Genomic DNA, 17,575 nt, shown 5'->3' with positions numbered 1-17,575 from the left:
GTCGTTATGGATCACCAGCCGCCCAAGCCGCGCAAGAGCATGCATGCCCAGATCGTTCAGGACTTGGGCATGCACATCGTTTCAGGTCGCTTCAAGCCCGAAGAACGGCTGCCCATGGAGGCCACGCTCTGCGAGGAGTACAAGGTCAGCCGTTCGGTGTTGCGCGAGGCGACCCGGGTGCTCAGCGCCAAGGGCCTGGTGTATTCCAAGCCGCGGGTGGGCGCGGTGGTGCGGCCGCGCTTGAAATGGCACCTCCTCGACCCGGACGTGTTGTCCTGGCTGATGCAGTCCACGCCCCACAGTGAATTCTTCAATACCCTGGCCGGTGTGCGGCGCATCCTCGAGCCGGAGATCGCCGCCATGGCCGCGACCACCGCCACCGATGAAGACATCGCCACCATCGAAAAAGCCTACCAGGGCATGGAAACCGCGCAGACCCACGAACAGCTGCTGCAGGCCGACCTGGACTTCCACCGCGCCATTGCCGATGCCACCCGCAACGACCTGCTCGCCTATATGTGCAACATGCTGTCGTTGCCGCTGCGCGAGTCGATCAACATCACCAACCGCCGCCCGGACATCCAGGGCCTGAGCCTGCCCCGGCACAAGGCGATCCTCACCGCGATCCAGAACCGCGACGCCCTCGGCGCGCGGCATGCGTCGCTGGTGCAGCTGGATGACACGCGAGTGGCGTTGGATACGGTGATGAATGTGCTGACGCCGCTATAACCCGATAGAGCCTCCACGCTCAACTCGGCGCAAGGGTCAACGCGTCGACATCACGGCCGACTTGACCGGTAGCTCGGAATATTGCGGGTGCTGCTTGACGAAGGTGCGAACGGACTGCTCCTGTCGATCCACCACACAGATGCCAATGCTGGGGTAATCAACGGTGCAGGTCCCCAACGCAAGGAGTCCGCAGTTTTTCACGCCATAGATCGCGGCCGGGCGAGCCGCGAGCGGGCAACCATAGGTCATTTCGCCCACGTAATTGATTTGTCCATTGGTGACGGTAAAGCGCAGCGGCTTCGAGTAGGGTCCCATCACGCCACGACGCGAGCCAAGGTCACTGACTTCATAGGTGCCTCCAGGCAACCATGCCGAGTAGTAGTCCTTGGGGCCCCAGCCATAGTCTTTGCCGGTGTCCACATTGTGAAAGCTCATCCAGGTTCCGTAGGGCCCACCCTCGATCAGTGCGCCCAGGACAAGACCTGCGTTTTCGGCGGAATAGACTTTTGAATCCAATGCCATTTCAGGTGGCAATGCCGAGCAGGCACTCATCAAGGCCACGGTTCCGATCACAAACAACTGACTTATTTTGCGCATTCAATCCTCGGTCCATCGAAAAAAGTTCAACTTTGCCAGTATCATGCGGCACTTCTCAACATCGGCGTTAAGGATGACCCCCCTTCCATGAGTAATTTATTTGCAGGCCGTGCGCTCGGCGCAACATTTTTCGCGTTGATATTGAGCGGCTGCAGCGTGTCGGGTACGTACCCCGATGCCACCGGACCGGATGCTGCCAAGCTACGATTTGTCAGCGACATGAGCAGCGCCACGCTGAGTGTAATAGATGCGCAACATTGCGATGGACAGACCACCGGCATCCTTAACAATCTGTTCCTGGCCAACACCCGCAGGCGGGCGGACATGTCGATGCCGCCGGTCTCCGAAAAAACGCCCTACCTGGAAATCCGCTTGCCCGCCAACAAAGAACTGTTCCTGCACTTGAATACCCAAGGCACAGGTTCGGTGTGCGGCATGGCTTTCACCCTCACTCCGCAAAACGGCGCGGAATACGAGGTGACGTTCACTGGCGCAGGCCGCCAGTGTGTGACGACACTCAAACGTCTGCATTCAGTAAAAGGCCAGGTGGTGCGCTCACCGGTCCCGGTGATCAATAAAGGGCTGCCCAGCTGCGTAGGTGCCAATGCGCTGTTCCCCGCGCCGCCGAAAGGCCTCCCCGCCACCCCGGAGCGTGATGCCTTGGCCGAGCAGATTATCGCCCCGAGCATCATTGCGGAAATGAAACCCCAGGCCAGCCCGCTGGACGACAGCGCGCGCGATCACGCAACTGATCTGGTGGTCAACAAGCGCAAGGCCCAGATGAACCTTGATCTGCCGGATGCCTATTGGGCGCAGTATCGTCAGAACGTCGTGAACTACCTGGTCCAGGCTCAGGGCGTAAAGGCCAAAGCACTTGAGCAGTACAAGGTTGAGTACCGTGCGCGCCTCTCACGGCTGGACACGCCCACGTTAAGAACCCTGGTGCCCGATACCCCGGCCACCGACATCACTCAGGCATTGGCTGTCAACGGTGCGATGCTGCAGTACTACCGGCAGTTGAATGGATTGCTGGAGAAAGAAGCAATGGCCGACAACTGGGCACACATGGCCGAATTGGATAAGCGTTATGGCGTGTGTGAGCGGTATGCGCAGTGCTGGCAGAATTGAAGGACCTGACGACGCCTTGTGAAACTTAACGCCAAGGGCTTGGTGTATGCCAAGCCCGGATGGGCGCGGTGGATCAGTCACAGCGTCATCGGCCGATCTACCGTCATCGGGGCATAGGTATCTACACATTTTGAGCAAGCTTGCGCATAGATACCGTCTTATCAAATACCGCGCAATATCACGTCGAGAATGTGTAGATACCCATGGTCATCGGGGGCAAGCCCCCTCCCACATTGAAACCGTGTAGGCCGTTAGAGGGTGTAGGCGATGCCGACCTGCACCGTGCGCGGTTCGCCGGGGTAGGCGTATACGTTGCCGAACGCACCTTCTTCATAGTCGCGATTGAACAGGTTCTTCACGTCCAGGTTCAGCCGCACCTTGTCGTTGACCTTGTAGTAGCTGAGCAGGTCGACCACGGTGTAGGCATCCATCGAGAAGGCGTTGTTGGAGGTCTGCCCGGCCCGTTCATCCACATACTTGCCACCCGCGCCGAGGCCCAGGCCCTTGAGGGCGCCGTCCTGGAACTCGTAGACGTTGAGCAGGCTGAAGCTGTTACGCGGGATGTTCAGCAAGCGCGTGCCGCTGCGCAGGGTGTTGTCCTTGGTCACTTCGGCATCCACGTAGGCGTAGCCACCGATCACACGCCACTCGGGGGTGATATTGCCCGCCACGTTCAGGTCGAAACCACGGCTGCGCACCTGGCCGGCGGCGACGCTGAAGGTGGAGTCGAGAGGGTCGGTGGTGAGCACGTTTTTCTTCTCGATCTGGTAGATCGCGGCGTCGACACTCAGTTGACGGTCCAGGGCTTCCCACTTGATGCCCATCTCGTAGGATTTGCCTTTCTCCGGTTCAAAACCACCGCCCTGGCGACTGGCGCCGGTGTTGGGCTTGAACGAACGCGCGGCGTCGGCGTAGACCGCAACGGTGTCGGTGAGGTCGTAGATCACGCCCACGCGTGGGGTGACGGCGTTGTCGCTGGCTTCCCAGCTTTTACCGCCCGGCACGTAGGTGTGGTAGTCGTGTTCAAAGCGCTCGAAGCGTGCGCCGGCAAGGACTTTCAAACGCTCGGTGAGGGCCACCTGGTCTTGCACAAAGGCGGCGTAAGTCTTGAGGTTTTCCTTGTCGTGGGTCGGCGTGCGCGTGAGGTTCGGGCGCGCCTGGCCGTAGACCGGGTTGAAGATGTCGATTGAATAAGCACCCACTGCGCCGCTGGAGCGCTGGATGATCGACTTGTAGTCGTAGTCTTCGAATTCGACGCCGGTGAGCAAGGTGTGGTCGAAACCACCGGTGGAGAAATGCCCGGTGAGGTTGAGCTGGGTGTCCTTGTCGGTCCACTCCAGTTTGCGATAGTTGAAGTTGCGGCCCAGGGTGCGACCGTCGGCGGCCAGGCCGTTGGCTTCAATGGCATTGCCTTGCAAGGTGCCGTCCAGCCATTGGAAACCACCGCCCAGGGTCCAGCTGTCATTGAGCAGGTGCTCGAAACGCAGCTGGGCCATGCTGTTGTCGTTGTGCAGTTTGCCGACGTCTTTTTCACCCCAGAAGGTGTCGCGCGAGGCAGTGCCTTTTTGATTGGGGTAGCGCGTCAGGCCACGGTCCAGCGGGTGGTTGTTGCGCATGAAGTCGCCTTCGAAGATCACCTTGGTGTCATCGCTGGCCTGCCAGGTGATCACCGGGGTCACGCCGTAGCGTTCGGTCTCGACGTGATCACGGAACGTGTCACCGCCCTCGCCCACCACGTTCAGGCGATAGGCCAGGCGACCTTGTTCGTCCAGCGGGCCGGAAGCGTCGAGGGTGGCGCGCTGCATGCCCTGGTCATCCAGTTGGCTGCCGAGGGTCACGGTCGGCTCGGCCAGCGGTTGCTTGGACACCACGTTGAAGGTGCCGCCGGGATCGCCACGGCCATACAGCATGGTCGCCGGGCCGCGCAGCACTTCGAGGCGTTCGATGGTGTTGGCGTCCGGCATGTTCGGGTAACCGCGGTTGATCGGGAAACCGTTGCGGTAGAACTCGCCGGTGGTAAAGCCACGTACGGTGAAGGTGGTGAGCCCCTGGCCGCCGAAGTTATTGGCGCGGCCGACGCCACCGGCGTAGTCCAGGGCGTCCTGCAAACGGGTGGCGCCGATGTCTTCGACCACATCCTTGGACACGACGCTGATGGACTGCGGGGTTTCATGAATCGAGGTGTCAGTGCGCGTCGCACTCGCCGAACGTGTGGCGTGGTAGCCCTTGACCGGCCCTTGAGCCGTCTCGTAGTCCGCCTCGCCGGTGACATTGGTGGCTTGCAGCTCAAGACTGGCCTTGTCGGCAGGGACAACCTCGGCCCAGGTAAACGGGGAAAACGCCTGAAGCACGCAGAGGGAAATCAGGGTACGACGCATGGATGTTGAACCTAGTGAATGAGCCAGATGGGGCGGCAAACCTGCCAAAAATTCGCGCGAATGGTATACCAATCCATTCGCGTTTGACATCTGTTCTCATTCGCTATTTTTCAGGTAACCCCTTGGTATCGACATGCAGGAAGTTTGATGCGAACCCAATGTGGGAGGGGGCTTGCTCCGATAGCGGTGGATCAGCTGAAAATAAGCTGGCTGTTCCACCGCTATCGGGAGCAAGCCCCCTCCCACATTTGGATTTCTATATGTCGTCAGGATCCGATCAGCGATACCGCTCCAACCAATGGGCGTAAGGCGCCGGCAAGGTCCAGGACGACTTCTCAACCCCCAGTTCCTTGGCCGCAAAGTACGCCCAATGCGGGTCAGCCAGGTGCGCACGACCGACCGAGACCAGGTCCAGGTGCCCAGCCTGCAACGCACCTTCCGCCAGTTGCGGCGTGCCAAAGCCCCAGGCCGAGGTCACCGGGATGCCCGCTTCGCGGCGCACGCGCTCGGCGATCGGGCCCATAAAGGCCGGGCCCCACGGGATATTCGTGTCGGGGATGGTGAAACCGACGCTGACGCTCAGCAGGTCCAGGCCGCCGGCCTTGAAGTTACGGGCCAGTTCGATGGATTCGGTCAGGGTCTGTTCGTCCCGGCCGTCGTATTCGATCACGCCAAAACGCGCGGTCAGCGGCAGGTTTTCCGGCCAGACCTCGCGCACGGCAGCCAGGGTTTCCAGGAGGAAACGGCTGCGGTTGTCGAAGCTGCCACCGTAGGCGTCGGTGCGCTGGTTGGAATGCTCGGAGAAGAAGCTCTGGCCCAGGTAGCCATGGGCGAAGTGCAGTTCGATCCACTCGAAACCGGCGTCACGGGCACGGCGGGCGGCGTCGACGAAGTCCTGCTTGACCCGAGCGATGTCGTCCAGGGTCATGGCGCGTGGCACTTGCGGCAGGTTGGCACCAAAGGCGATGGCCGACGGCGCGATGGTTTCCCAGCTGCGCGCATCGGAGGCAGGTATGTGGTCGTCCCCTTCCCACGGGCGGTTGGCGCTGGCTTTGCGACCGGCGTGGCCGATCTGGATGCCGGGCACCGAACCGGCGGCCTTGATGGCCTTGACCATGGGCACGAACGCTTCGGCGTGGGCGTCGCTCCAGAGACCGGCGCAGCCTGGGGTGATACGCCCCTCAGGCGCTACAGCGGTGGCCTCGACCACCAGCAAACCGGCACCACCCCGAGCCATACTGGCCAGGTGTACGAGGTGCCAGTCGTTGACGATGCCGTCATCGGCCATGTATTGGCACATTGGCGGGATGGCGATGCGATTGCGCAGGGTGACGTCTTTGAGTGTGAACGGTTCGAACAAAGCGGACATTGAGAACTCCGGGAGCGAGTGGATGATTCGATAGTTCGATGGTAATCGAACTATGGTATTCGATGATAGCCCCCTGTTATAATTCGTTTCATGCGAGCCTTTAAACACCCCACCCCGGAAGACCTGACCCTCGAGCGCCTGCTATACGCGCTGAGTGATCCGGTGCGCCTGGAGATTGTCCGCTGCCTGGCCGGCGTGCCCGAGGCCAGTTGCGGCGAACTGGACGGCGGGCGCCCCAAGTCCAGCATGTCCCACCACTTCCGGGTCCTGCGCGATGCCGGCCTGGTACACACCCGCAGCGTGGGCACTACCCACATGAATTCATTGCGCGGCGAGGTGCTTGAGGAACGGTTTCCGGGATTGTTGCAGAGCATCCTGACGCAACGATAAAAACCGGATCAGTCCAGCAGCGCGATCAGCTGCGACTCGATCGTCATTTCCCGCACGTCCAGCACCGCCAACGTCACCGGCAACTTGAAGCGCCGCCGCCCTGCACTGCCGGGGTTTACGTACAGTGTTGCGCCCCGCCATTCGATCAGGGGCTTGTGCGAATGGCCGGTGATCACCAGCCGAGTAGACGTGTGGAGTAAGGCGGGTACGTCGGCGATATCATGCACCACCAACGTCCGCCATCCGTCCACCTCCAGCATCAGATGATCGGGCACCTGCTCCGCCCACGCCGCGTCGTGGTCATTGTTGCCACGCACCACGTGCAGGGGCGCGATCTGTGCCAATTGCTGAAGAATCTCAGGGCTGCCGATATCGCCGGCATGGATGATCTGTTCACATCCCTGCAAGGCCGCCACGGCTTCAGGCCGCAGCAGGCCATGGGTATCGGAAATCACGCCAACTTTCATAAGGCCTCCGGGGTGGACATCGAACGGTGAAACACCGGCGCGCCATCCAGATATACACGGTCCTTGCCGTTGCCCTTGGCGGCGTAGAGGTTGCGGTCGGCACGTTTGAGGACCGCCGACATATCGGCCCCGGCCGTAAAGCGTGTCATGCCCGCACTGCAGGTGTAGTGATGGGGCGGCGCGACACTGCACCGAATCCCCTGCAGCAGGCGCAGCGCGTAGTCGGTGGCGACATCAGGGTCATCGCCCACCAGCAGCACGCCGAATTCTTCACCGCCAATCCTGCCGAAACTGTGGCTGCCGGGGGTGGCTTTCAGGCACGCGGCCATCGCACAGAGAATCCTGTCGCCGACGTCATGGCCGAACTGGTCATTCTTCAATTTGAAACTGTCGATATCCAACATCATGAAGTAGCCCGTATCACCGGCCGCAATCAGTTTGGCGAAGCTCTCCATAAAGGCGCGCCGGTTCAGGATGGAGGTCAAGTAATCCGTCTCGGCCAATTCCCGAAACTCACTCTCGACCAGTAACACGGAGCGCAGGTTTTTCAGGTAGTAGACATTCAAGACAGAACCGATCGCCACCGACGCGGCGCAAAAGATAAACACGTAGGTGTCGACGCCTGCGTAAAGGCTCAACTGAATGTGGGGCCACGTCAGTAACCAGACCAACGCGGCGCAGAACAGAAAATCCTGAACCACGATAAACAGGATTGCGCTGCTCATTACCAGGGTCACGGCCAGCGGCAAGGCAAACACCTGCAACGCAGGCCGGGTGTGAACCACATAGGCAAAACCTGCGGACAGCAGCGCCATGTAGGCCACGCCCAGCGCCCGCCACAGCACATACTGAGTCACCACCCGGTGGACCCCATACACCGCGCACAGACCCATCGTGACCAGCACGACCGGCCAGCCGAACATCCTCCCGCGATCAACCAGCAACACCGCCAGCCAGGCGAAAATCCCGATCAGTTCGGCCTGGGCAATGGCGGGCGACAGCAGCCTTTGCATCCGTGGCCTGAGCTTTACATTAGCCGGCATCCCGTCACTCCCTGTGCATGAGTGGCCGCTTTATTATCGACATGACTCAGTTGAAGACTGTGCAGGCAGGTCGCAAACGAATACGCCATGAACCGCCTTACCAACACGATAAAAGGTGGCAGGACTTCAAGCAGTGTCTTGGAATGAATCTTGAAATAGCCCCGGTCGGCCCCCTCTTGCACCAGACGAATAACGTGGGTCTTGGACACCGAGAGTTGCTCAGCGATGGAAAGGTAGGACGAAGACCTGAAACTTGCCCCTTGATTATCCAGCGCACACGCATCGTTATAGATCGCCAGCATCAACATATGTCCGGCATCGCGTTTTACCAGCCAATAACAATCAGGCATCAACAGGTCAATCGTCACGTTCTGGCGCAGAAGCACCGAAAAACCTTTGAAATAACGGGCCAGATAGGCGCGATCATCCAACCCGGCCATTGACCCGCACACCTCGGTTTCCGGGCACATCACGCCCAGCGGCTCGACCACGGACGTAAGCATCAGCCTGATCTCCTCGCAGGCTTGGGATGACGGACTGAATACCCGCAAACGACTGTCATCCGCATGCCTCGACACCGTCATGAACCCCAGGACCCTGAACAGCAGGAAGATCGACTCCAGGCTGTTTCTCGAACAGAACCCGCGCGCCACACAAAACTCTTTCACCTCGGACAGTAAGGGAACTGGCTTGGAGAAATACGTGCTCAATAACGTAAAGGACACCATCAAGCGACTGAACTTCAGTGCGGTCTTGTAGAAAAACGGTCTTTTTGAATAGGACTCCAGCAAAATCGAATAATGGGTACGAATACTCGCTTCAAACTCCACATGGCGCTCAAACGCCCGCGCCGACTGTTCCATCGCCAACTTCAACGAACCACTGCACATGAGAAAGAGCCCTGATCAAACAACTTGGATCCACTGATCTCAATTGCAGCACCGATAATGGCGTTTTGCCTTGGGCGCAATCTAGCGTGATTAGCTCTGAGGACACCGTCGCTACCAAAATTGTTCCAGAAAACTCAGGCGGCTTAACCGTTTCAGGCGCCGCAGCGAACCTTCCCCGCCAGCCGACGTCCGAGCTAAGGCACTGTTGCCTACTGCTCGCCGCGAGGTTGTCGTTTGAAAGCCGCCATCATCAAAAAGTACCGCCTGATCATCAAGACCATGGGCTATGTGGGCTGGTCGCTGTTCTGGCTGTTGTTGTGGGACGTCGCCGTCACCGTGGACTTCATGCTGTTCCTCACCGCCAAGATCAACTTGCCGCTGATGCCCCTCACCCTGCTGGGCTCGGCACTGATCGTGCTCATCAGCTTTCGCAACAGCAGCGCCTATAACCGCTGGTGGGAAGCGCGCACGCTGTGGGGTGCGATGGTCAACAATTCGCGCAGTTTTGCCCGTCAGGTTTTGACCTTGCTGGACGATCCTGACGGCGAAGTGAACCCGATCAAGTCCACCCTGCTGCGCCGCCACGTGGCCTACGTAAATTGCCTGGCCGCGCACCTCAGGGGCGAACCGTGCCCTGATGAAGTACGCGCCTTTATCCCCACCGAGGAATTCGCCCGCAACGGCGCCACCAACAACTTTGCCAATGACATCCTCACCGGCTCGGCGGCGTTGCTGGCCCGCGAATACAAGGCCGGGCACCTGGACAGCATTCGCCTGGCGCGGCTGGAGTCGACCCTGGTGGATCTGTCCAATGCCCAGGGCGGCATGGAACGGATCGCCAACACACCACTGCCCTACCCTTACGTGTATTTCCCACGCCTGTTTATCTCGCTGTTCTGCCTGATCGTGCCCGTGGGCCTGGTGGAATCCCTGGGCTGGTTCACCCCGCTGGCGTCCACCGTGGTGGGTTTTATGCTGCTGGCCATCGAACGCATCGGCACCGACCTGCAAAGCCCGTTCCGCTCCAGCGAACACCAGATCCAGATGGAAGCCATCTGCGAAACCATCGAGAAGAACCTGCAATCGATGCGCCGCGACGCCCTGGCCGACCACTCAATCGGCTGATCACGCCCCGCGCCCTAAAGTGCGTGCCCCTTCGGTCGATAAACCGGAGGTACGCATGGGCCTTACCCCCTTCATAACAACACATGCGGCATTCAGCACTAGCGTTTCCCCTTGCCAAAACTATAAATACCCGCAGGTGAAGTCATGAATATCAAGCAGAAGCTGACCTGGGCGTTCGCGGCTATCGCGTGCCTCCCGGTCATCCTGGTGGCCGTGTTGGTAGTGCTGAATCTGCGCGAGGGGGCCCTGGCCAATTTCCTCGACAGCAGCGGTCGCGAGATCCGTCAGATCGACAACGGCATGAAGCAGTTCTTCGATGGCATCAGCCAGAACGTCGACTTCGTGGCCAAGGACCCGCGCGTTGTCGCGGCCAAGGATCTCAAGAGCTACGCCGGCGCCGACGCCGCGCAAATCCCCCTGACCCAGACCAACAAAGACCTGCTGGCGATTTTCGACCAGTTCGCCAAGAGCCACCCGAGCACCGCCTACTTGTCTTTGGGCCTCGCCGACGGCGGTTATGCCAGCTGGCCTGATGACACCAAACTGAACAACTACGACCCACGCGTACGCCCCTGGTACAAAGCCGCCATCGCCGCGCCAGGCGCCACCGTGCGCACCGGCGCCTATTACTGGGCACCGGACGACGTGGTCCTGATCGGCACCGTGCACACCGTCGCCGACGCCACCGGCAACATACTCGGCGTGGTCGGCCTGGACGTGTCGCTCAAGCAGCTCACCGAGCTGGTGCGCAACATCAAGCTGGGCGACAGCGGCTACCTGATGCTGGTGGAAGCCAACGGCAACGTGCTGGTGGACCCCAGCGACGCCAAGCACAACTTCAAGCCGATGGCCGACCTGGGCCCCAACTACGCCGAACTGGCCAAGCGCGGCGACGGCGTGACCCAGATCGACATCGACGGCGTGGCCTACATGGCCAACGTGGTCAGTTCCAAGGATCTGGGCTGGCGCTTTATCGGCCTGATCAAACGCGATGAAGTCATGGCCGGCGCCACCAGCCTCACGTGGTTGATCGCCGCGATTGCCGCCGCCCTGGCCGTGGTGTTCGCGATTGTCGGCGCCAGTTTTGCGAGCATGATCGTGCGCCCGATTCGCGGGGTGGCCGACGGCCTGCAGGAGATTGCCGAAGGCGAAGGCGACCTGACGCGCCAACTCAAGGTGCAAGGCAAAGACGAAACCGCCAGCCTGGCGGGCTGGTTCAACCAGTTCCTGAGCATGATCGCGCAACTGGTGCAGCGCATCGGCAACGCCTCTTCCGACCTGCAAACCGCCGCCGCCGACACCAGCGAAGTCGCCAACAACATGAACCAGGCCGCCGGGCGCCAACGTGAAGCCGTGGAGCTGGTAAGCACCGCGTTCAACGAAATGGTAGCCACCGCCAACGAAGTCGCGCGCTCCTGCAGCGCCGCCGCCGCGAGTGCCGACGAGGGTTACCGCGACGTGCACAATGGCCAGCAGCACATCGGCGAAGCCACCGGCAGCGTGCTCAAGCTCAGCGAAGACCTGCAAAAGTCGACCCAGACCATGCAGTTGCTGGAGCAGGACAGCCAGAACATCAACACCATCCTCGACACCATCCGCTCGATCGCCGAACAGACCAACCTGCTGGCACTCAACGCCGCGATTGAAGCCGCGCGCGCCGGTGACCAGGGCCGCGGTTTTGCCGTGGTCGCCGACGAAGTCCGCGCCCTGGCGCGCCGCACTGCCGACTCCACCGGTGAAATCGACAGCCTGCTGGGCAACCTCGCCCGCCGCACCCAGGAAGTCACCCAACAGATGCAGGGCAGCCTGCTGGTGTCCCACACCAGCGTGGAACGCATCCAGCAGGCCCGCGACAGCTTCGATAAGATCCAAGGCTCGGTGGACTCGATCCGCGACCAGAACACCCAGATCGCCACCGCGGCCGAAGAACAGCACCAGGTGGCCGAAGAGATCAACCGGCACATCGCGCAGATCCATGCCGATGCGCAACTGGTCGAAGGCTTTGCCCACTCGGCGCAGACCGGATCTGGGCGGTTGACGGATATTTCCGGTCAGCTCAAGGGGTTGGTGGGGCGGTTCAAGTTCTGACCGCTGTCACACCGGGGTCGCCGGCGGGGGCGTGTATTGGCTACTATAGCCACGCACTCCCCGCCTCTTACCCAACCACTGCGGAGCCTTAATGCCCAACCCGAAGGACACGGCCACCGACAGCAGCACCCCGATGATTCCCGAGCAGCGTCGCGAACAGATCCTGCGGCAGTTGCGCAAGCATCAGGTGATGAGCGTGCACCAGTTGATGGAGATGTTCGACTGCTCGCACATGACCGTGCGCCGCGATATCGCCCTGCTGGAGCAGGAAGGCCGGGCGTACTCCGTCACCGGTGGGGTCCGGATCGCCAGCCAGTTGCACAGCGAACCCAGCCATCAATCCAAAGCCGTGGTGGAGTTGCCGCAAAAGCAGGCGATGGCGCGACTGGCGGCGCGGTTGCTGCACGCGGACATGACGGTGTACCTGGATGCCGGCACCAGCACCCTGGAGATCGTCCCGTATATCAAGGCGCTGTCGGGGATGACGGTGGTCACCAATGACTTCGGGATCGTGCAGGCCCTGATGGATGCGACGCAGGTCACGGTGATCCACACCGGCGGCCAACTGGACCATGACAACCATTCTTCCGTCGGCGGGCTGGCCGTGGCAACCCTGCGCCAGGTGGTGACGGACATCGCCTTTGTGTCCACCAGCTCCTGGGATTTGCACCGAGGTATCACCACCCCCTCGGCGCTGAAAGTCGAGGTCAAGCAAGTGGCGATGCAATCGGCGTCCCAGGTGGTGCTGGTGGCGAGCAGTTCCAAATACGGCACCTTCAGCATGTACCGCATCGCCGGGCTGGAACCCTTCGACGTGATCATCAGCGACGACGCCCTGGCCCCGGCAGCGGCAGATGGCATCCGCAAGCGCGGGATTGAATTGATGCTGCCGGGTGATCCGTTGCCGGCGTGATGCCCTCCCTTTGTAGGAGAGGTCGAGCTTTAGCTAGGCTTCGATGGCGGTGGCAGGGTTGGTAGAGGTGTTGGCTGACATACCGCTATCGGGGGCAAGTCGAATCGTCGCACCGCCCCTCCCACATTTGAACCGAACCGACACAGAGGCTCGTCGACTACCGAGCCGCTTTCCAGTCCCGCAACCATTGCAGGCCCGCCGAGGTGTCGCCCTTTGGCCGGTATTCGCAGCCGACCCAGCCGTCGTAGCCCAACTGGTCCATCAGTTCGAATAGGAACCCATAGTTCAGCTCGCCCAGGTCAGGCTCGTGACGGTCCGGTACCCCGGCAATCTGGATATGGCCAATGCCGTCGAAATCGCGACGCAGCTTGGTGGCCAAGTCGCCTTCGACGATCTGGCAGTGGTAGCAGTCAAACTGCACCTTGAGGTTGTGCGCGCCGACCTCCCGGCAGATGGCGTGGGCCTGGTCCTGGCGGTTGAGGAAAAACCCCGGCATGTCGCGGGTGTTGATCGGCTCCAGCAACACGGTGACGCCGACCTTGGCCGCCGCCGCGCTGGCGTAGGCGAGGTTTTCCAGGTACACGGCCTGATGGCGCTGGCGCAGGCTTTCCGAGGGCAGCAAGCCGGCCATGACGTGCACGCGGTCGTTGCCGAGCACGGCGGCGTATTCCAACGCGCGGTCGAAGCCACTGCGAAACTCGGCCTCACGCCCCGGCAGCGTGGCGATGCCGCGCTCCCCCGCCGCCCAATCGCCCGGTGGTGCATTGAACAGGGCCTGGACCAGGCCGTTGTCACTCAGGCGTTGCTTGAGTGCCTCGGCGCTGTAGTCGTAGGGGAACAGGTATTCCACCGCGTCGAAACCATCGGCCTTCGCCGCCGCGAAACGCTCGAGAAAATCATGTTGCGGGTACAGCATGCTCAGGTTGGCAGCAAAACGAGGCATAAAAGCTCCCAAGAGTCAGACAAAAGGCCAGATCAACAATGTAATCACGAACCCCAAGGTACCGAGCAAGGTGGTGATCACCGTCCACGTGCGCAGACCGTCTGCCACGTTGAGCCCGGCGAGCTTGGTGAAGATCCAGTAGCCGGCGTCGTTGATATGCGACATCGCCAGCCCGCCACCGCCCATGGCCAGGCACAGCAGCGCCAGGTGGTTGGGCGTGAGGTTGAGGGTCACGATCAGCGGGCTGATGATCCCCGCCGTGGTCACCAGGGCCACGGTGGTCGAACCCTGCACTGCGCGCAGCAGCATGGTCAACAAAAAGCCCAGGGCCAGCACCGGCAGGCCGGTGGTGCGCAGCATGTCGGAGACTACCGCGCCGATGCCGGTGTCCACCAGCACCTTGCCGAACACGCCACCGGCGCCGGCGATCAGGATCACCATGGCCACGCCCGGCAAGGCCGAGCCGATCACATCCGACACCTGGCTGCGGCTCCAACCCCGGCGCGAACCCAGCAACCAGGCGCACAGCAAGGTGTCGATCAGCAGCGCCACCAACGGCGCGCCCAGCACGGTCATCACCCCACGCAACGCCGATTCGATCGGCAGCAGCGAGGTGGCCAGGGTGCCCAGCAAAATCAGCACAATCGGCAGCAGGATCAGGCTCACAATCAGGCCAAAACCGGGTGCAGGCGCCGCCGGCAGCTTGGCGGCAATGGCGCTGGTGGACTCTTCCAATCCCATATGGGACTCGGCCACGGCGCTCTGTTGCACCGCCTGGTGATTGCCGTTGGTCCAGGCCCGCAGGTCTTCATTGGTCACGTGGGGGCCATAGACTTCTGCACGGATATCGTCGGTCATCGGATAGAAGCGCCGGGTCATGCGTCCCGCCACGCGGTAGCCGATGTAGCACAACAATGCGGTGATCGGCAGGCCGAACATCAGTACCCGGCCCAGGTCAGCGCCCAGTTGGCTGGCGGCGGCTACGGCGCCCGGATGGGGCGGCAGGAAGGCATGCACGGTGAGCAGCGCCGCACACATCGGCAAGGCGAACACCAGCAGCGGCTTGCGCGCCCGGCGTGCCACGCCATAGGCCAACGGCATCAGGATGATCACCCCGACTTCAAAGAACACCGGCACGCCGATGATGAACCCGGCGATGGTCAGCGCCAGCGGCGTACGGCTGTTGCCGAAGCGCTCGATCAACGACTTGGCCAGGGCCTCGGCACCGCCGGACAGCTCGATGATCCGCCCGATCATCGCGCCCAGGGCAATGATGATCGCGATATGGCCAAGGGTCTTGCCCATGCCGCCCTCGATCGTCGCCACCAGGTCAGCCGGTTTCACCCCGGCCACCAGCGCCACCACGATACTCACCAGCATCAACGCGACAAACGGCTGGAATTTGTACCTGAGGACCAGAAACAGCAGCAGCGCGATACCCGCGCCAGCGGTCAACATCAAAATCAGTGGGCTCATTCAAGAATGTCCTGTTGTTATTGTTTTTTTAGGCAAGCCGGGTCCGTCGAGCGTCAAACCAGGCGCTCGGGCAGCACTTGCCGTGTCGTCTTGCGGGTTACCAGTGCGCGCCGAAGGTCTCGCGCAATTCATCCAGTGCAGCCTGATCCAACGGCGCCGGCCGGGGGTTGCTCATCAACCACAACCGTGCGGTTTCTTCCAACTCTTCCAGGGCGTAGCTGGCCTTGGCCACCGAACTCTCCCAGACCACCGGCCCCAGGCGTTCGAGCATCACCCCTCGCACGCTGTTGGCCAGTTGCGCGACCTGCTCGGCGACCTTGGGCGAACCCGGACGCTGATAGCCGATCAAGGGAATGTGACCGACCTTCATCACCTGGTAAGGCGTGAGCGGCGGCAAGATATCCTCCGCGCTCCACACGCCTGCCAGGGTCAGCGCAACCAGGTGGGTGGAGTGGGTGTGCACCACACCGCCCACCGAGGGGTTGCGGTCATACACCTGGCGATGCAGGGCCAGGGTCTTGGACGGTTTGTCCCCGGACACCCACTCGCCCTTCAGGTTGACCTTGGCAATAGCGCCTGGCACGAGGCGCCCGAGGCAGACATCGGTGGGGGTGATCAGCCAGCCATCGTCGAGGCGCGCACTGATATTGCCGGCGCTGCCGACGGTGTAGCCACGCTGGTACAGGCTGTGGCCGACATCGCAGATTTCTTCGCGCAGGGCCTGTTCGTCGATGCCAGTCACTGGGCACCTCCGGCCAGGTGCGCGAGGGCTTTGGCGAAGAACTCACGGCCACCGAAGTTGCCGGATTTGAGCGCCAGCGCCAGCGGCTCGGCGGAACTGCTGACGGTGGCCGGCACGCCAGGGTCGATCTGCGCACCAATCTGCAATAGGTTGACGCCGAGGGCCTTGACCACCGAGCCGGAGGTTTCCCCGCCGGCGATCACGAAACGCCGCACGCCTTGCTCGCGCAAGCCCGCGGCGATCTCGCCCAAGGCGTTCTCCACCAGGGCCCCGGCGCGTTCGACGCCGAGCCGCTCTTGCACGGCCTTGACCTCGGCGGGGGTGCTGGTGGCGTAGATCAATACGGTGTGTGCGCTGTCGCGGGCAAACGCCAGCGCCTGCGCCACCACCGGTTCACCGGCAGCCAGGGCGATGGGATCAATGCGCAATGCCGGGCGGCCCGCCTCGCACCAGGCCGCGACCTGGCCGAGGGTCGCTACCGAGGCACTGCCGGCGAGCACCACCTCGCCACCGCTGATAGTCGGCAGCGTCGCCGCATCGAAGTCGCGCAGCTTACCGGCACGGCGGAAATTGCCTGGCAAACCCAAGGCCAGGCCCGAGCCACCCGTGAGCAAAGGCAAGTCGGCGCAGGCGCTGCCGAGGGTGTAGAGGTCTTGATCGCACAGCGCATCGGCGATGGCAATGCCCACGCCTTGCTCGCGCAGTTCGGCGATTTTTTTACGGGTCGCCTCGACGCCCGCGGCGATGCTGTCGTACCGCAGCAGCCCGACCGGCAGTTGCGTCTGGCTCTGCAGCACGCGCACCAGATTCGCGTCGCCCATGGGCGTCAGCGGGTGATGTTGCATGCCCGACTCATTGAGCAACTGGTCCTGCACAAACAGGTGGCCACGGAAAATCGTCCGGCCGTTTTCCGGGAACGCCGGGCAGGCCAGGGTGAAATCACTGCCCAGCGCCTTGAGCAAGGCCTCGCTGACCTGGCCGATATTGCCGGCGGCAGTGGAGTCAAAGGTCGAGCAATACTTGAAGAAAATCTGTTCGCAGCCCTGCTCGCGCAGCCAGTCCAGCGCGGCCAGGGATTCCTCCACAGCCTCTGCGACCGGCGTGGTACGCGACTTGAGGGCGATGACGATGGCGTCCGCATCCAGCCCGTCCGCGACTTCGCGGCTGGGGATGCCAATGCTCTGCACCGTGCGCATACCGCCGCGCACCAGCATGTTGGCCAGGTCGGTGGCGCCGGTGAAATCGTCGGCGATGCAGCCCAGCAACGGGCGCGTGGTGTGGTTAGTCATAAAGCGTT

General features: G+C 61.9%; 15 protein-coding genes and 2 pseudogenes. 7 read left to right on the top strand and 10 right to left on the bottom strand.

Annotated features, from left to right (window positions below):
* The first annotated feature begins 6 nt into the window (after window positions 1-6).
* A complete protein-coding gene (locus tag F6S08_RS10900) occupies window positions 7-729 on the top strand; it encodes a FadR/GntR family transcriptional regulator (protein WP_065926379.1) in 723 nt (240 codons plus the stop codon).
* Window positions 730-765: 36 nt separating this feature from the next.
* Here F6S08_RS10900 and F6S08_RS10895 read toward each other — a convergent pair whose 3' ends face one another.
* Window positions 766-1,326: a hypothetical protein gene (locus F6S08_RS10895; RefSeq protein ID WP_027603616.1), complete on the bottom strand. Its 561-nt coding sequence runs from the start codon at window positions 1,324-1,326 to the stop codon at window positions 766-768.
* 87 nt (window positions 1,327-1,413) lie between these two features.
* On the opposite strand from F6S08_RS10895, the gene F6S08_RS10890 reads away from it, so the two are divergent.
* On the top strand, window positions 1,414-2,454 hold the full coding sequence (locus tag F6S08_RS10890; RefSeq protein ID WP_083221121.1) for a hypothetical protein: 1,041 nt from the start codon (window positions 1,414-1,416) through the stop codon (window positions 2,452-2,454).
* 251 nt (window positions 2,455-2,705) lie between these two features.
* Here the strand turns inward: F6S08_RS10890 and F6S08_RS10885 are convergent, their stop codons facing one another.
* Together F6S08_RS10885 and F6S08_RS10880 are read right to left on the bottom strand one after the other, a co-directional pair.
* On the bottom strand, window positions 2,706-4,832 hold the full coding sequence (locus F6S08_RS10885; RefSeq protein WP_065926380.1) for a TonB-dependent siderophore receptor: 2,127 nt from the start codon (window positions 4,830-4,832) through the stop codon (window positions 2,706-2,708).
* A gap of 277 nt (window positions 4,833-5,109) precedes the next feature.
* Complete coding sequence (locus F6S08_RS10880) at window positions 5,110-6,201, bottom strand: NADH:flavin oxidoreductase/NADH oxidase (protein ID WP_065926381.1); 1,092 nt, start codon at window positions 6,199-6,201, stop codon at window positions 5,110-5,112.
* Between the two features lie 90 nt (window positions 6,202-6,291).
* Between F6S08_RS10880 and F6S08_RS10875 the strand changes: the two genes are divergently transcribed.
* Complete coding sequence (locus F6S08_RS10875; protein ID WP_051429299.1) at window positions 6,292-6,591, top strand: ArsR/SmtB family transcription factor; 300 nt, start codon at window positions 6,292-6,294, stop codon at window positions 6,589-6,591.
* Window positions 6,592-6,599: 8 nt separating this feature from the next.
* On the opposite strand, the gene F6S08_RS10870 is transcribed toward F6S08_RS10875, so the two are convergent.
* The 3 genes from F6S08_RS10870 to F6S08_RS10860 are packed head-to-tail and all read right to left on the bottom strand — an operon-like array spanning window position 6,600 to window position 8,964.
* Complete coding sequence (locus F6S08_RS10870) at window positions 6,600-7,058, bottom strand: metallophosphoesterase family protein (protein WP_315871580.1); 459 nt, start codon at window positions 7,056-7,058, stop codon at window positions 6,600-6,602.
* Window positions 7,055-8,101, bottom strand: a complete 1,047-nt coding sequence (locus F6S08_RS10865) for a GGDEF domain-containing protein (protein WP_065926383.1) — start codon at window positions 8,099-8,101, stop codon at window positions 7,055-7,057. Before F6S08_RS10865 ends, F6S08_RS10870 begins: the two co-directional genes overlap by 4 nt.
* Window positions 8,086-8,964 (bottom strand): hypothetical protein, encoded by an 879-nt coding sequence (locus F6S08_RS10860; RefSeq protein WP_065926384.1) that lies wholly within the window; start codon window positions 8,962-8,964, stop codon window positions 8,086-8,088. The genes F6S08_RS10865 and F6S08_RS10860 overlap by 16 nt, the downstream gene beginning before the upstream one ends.
* Window positions 8,965-9,225: 261 nt before the next feature.
* Here F6S08_RS10860 and F6S08_RS10855 point away from each other — a divergent pair, with 261 nt between their 5' ends.
* The 4 genes and pseudogenes from F6S08_RS10855 (at window position 9,226) to F6S08_RS10845 (ending at window position 13,117) form a co-directional block, all read left to right on the top strand.
* Window positions 9,226-10,116 carry a bestrophin family protein gene (locus F6S08_RS10855; RefSeq protein WP_065926385.1) on the top strand — a complete coding sequence of 297 codons (891 nt, stop codon included), beginning with the start codon at window positions 9,226-9,228 and terminating at the stop codon, window positions 10,114-10,116.
* Window positions 10,117-10,260: 144 nt separating this feature from the next.
* Window positions 10,261-11,340 (top strand): annotated as a pseudogene (locus F6S08_RS31395) (cache domain-containing protein); the annotation flags it as partial.
* Window positions 11,341-11,688: 348 nt separating this feature from the next.
* A pseudogene (locus F6S08_RS31390) lies at window positions 11,689-12,204 on the top strand (methyl-accepting chemotaxis protein); the annotation flags it as partial.
* Between the two features lie 91 nt (window positions 12,205-12,295).
* Window positions 12,296-13,117 carry a DeoR/GlpR family DNA-binding transcription regulator gene (locus F6S08_RS10845; protein WP_065926387.1) on the top strand — a complete coding sequence of 274 codons (822 nt, stop codon included), beginning with the start codon at window positions 12,296-12,298 and terminating at the stop codon, window positions 13,115-13,117.
* A gap of 157 nt (window positions 13,118-13,274) precedes the next feature.
* Here the strand turns inward: F6S08_RS10845 and otnI are convergent, their stop codons facing one another.
* The 4 genes from otnI to otnK form a co-directional block, all read right to left on the bottom strand.
* Window positions 13,275-14,060 carry a 2-oxo-tetronate isomerase gene (otnI, locus tag F6S08_RS10840; RefSeq protein WP_315871579.1) on the bottom strand — a complete coding sequence of 262 codons (786 nt, stop codon included), beginning with the start codon at window positions 14,058-14,060 and terminating at the stop codon, window positions 13,275-13,277.
* 15 nt (window positions 14,061-14,075) lie between these two features.
* Complete coding sequence (locus F6S08_RS10835) at window positions 14,076-15,536, bottom strand: SLC13 family permease (protein ID WP_315871578.1); 1,461 nt, start codon at window positions 15,534-15,536, stop codon at window positions 14,076-14,078.
* A 97-nt stretch (window positions 15,537-15,633) separates the two neighbouring features.
* On the bottom strand, window positions 15,634-16,278 hold the full coding sequence (locus F6S08_RS10830; RefSeq protein ID WP_065946550.1) for an aldolase: 645 nt from the start codon (window positions 16,276-16,278) through the stop codon (window positions 15,634-15,636).
* Window positions 16,275-17,567: a 3-oxo-tetronate kinase gene (otnK, locus tag F6S08_RS10825; protein WP_315871577.1), complete on the bottom strand. Its 1,293-nt coding sequence runs from the start codon at window positions 17,565-17,567 to the stop codon at window positions 16,275-16,277. The genes F6S08_RS10830 and otnK overlap by 4 nt, the downstream gene beginning before the upstream one ends.
* Window positions 17,568-17,575 lie beyond the last annotated feature (8 nt).

The sequence above is a fragment of the Pseudomonas sp. JV449 genome (assembly GCF_032424295.1).
GTDB classification, from domain to species: Bacteria; Pseudomonadota; Gammaproteobacteria; order Pseudomonadales; family Pseudomonadaceae; genus Aquipseudomonas; species Aquipseudomonas marginalis.
The sequence above is the reverse complement of the archived record's forward strand: the minus strand, read 5'-3'. Positions and strand labels throughout refer to the sequence as shown.

Coding starts and splice junctions, on each gene's coding strand:
- otnK (WP_315871577.1), bottom strand. CDS start 17,567: ATGACTAACCACACCACGCGCCCGTTGCTGGGCTGCATCGCCGACGAT.
- F6S08_RS10900 (WP_065926379.1), top strand. CDS start 7: ATGGATCACCAGCCGCCCAAGCCGCGCAAGAGCATGCATGCCCAGATC.
- F6S08_RS10895 (WP_027603616.1), bottom strand. CDS start 1,326: ATGCGCAAAATAAGTCAGTTGTTTGTGATCGGAACCGTGGCCTTGATG.
- otnI (WP_315871579.1), bottom strand. CDS start 14,060: ATGCCTCGTTTTGCTGCCAACCTGAGCATGCTGTACCCGCAACATGAT.
- F6S08_RS10845 (WP_065926387.1), top strand. CDS start 12,296: ATGCCCAACCCGAAGGACACGGCCACCGACAGCAGCACCCCGATGATT.
- F6S08_RS10875 (WP_051429299.1), top strand. CDS start 6,292: ATGCGAGCCTTTAAACACCCCACCCCGGAAGACCTGACCCTCGAGCGC.
- F6S08_RS10860 (WP_065926384.1), bottom strand. CDS start 8,964: ATGGAACAGTCGGCGCGGGCGTTTGAGCGCCATGTGGAGTTTGAAGCG.
- F6S08_RS10880 (WP_065926381.1), bottom strand. CDS start 6,201: ATGTCCGCTTTGTTCGAACCGTTCACACTCAAAGACGTCACCCTGCGC.
- F6S08_RS10865 (WP_065926383.1), bottom strand. CDS start 8,101: ATGCCGGCTAATGTAAAGCTCAGGCCACGGATGCAAAGGCTGCTGTCG.
- F6S08_RS10890 (WP_083221121.1), top strand. CDS start 1,414: ATGAGTAATTTATTTGCAGGCCGTGCGCTCGGCGCAACATTTTTCGCG.
- F6S08_RS10885 (WP_065926380.1), bottom strand. CDS start 4,832: ATGCGTCGTACCCTGATTTCCCTCTGCGTGCTTCAGGCGTTTTCCCCG.
- F6S08_RS10835 (WP_315871578.1), bottom strand. CDS start 15,536: ATGAGCCCACTGATTTTGATGTTGACCGCTGGCGCGGGTATCGCGCTG.
- F6S08_RS10870 (WP_315871580.1), bottom strand. CDS start 7,058: ATGAAAGTTGGCGTGATTTCCGATACCCATGGCCTGCTGCGGCCTGAA.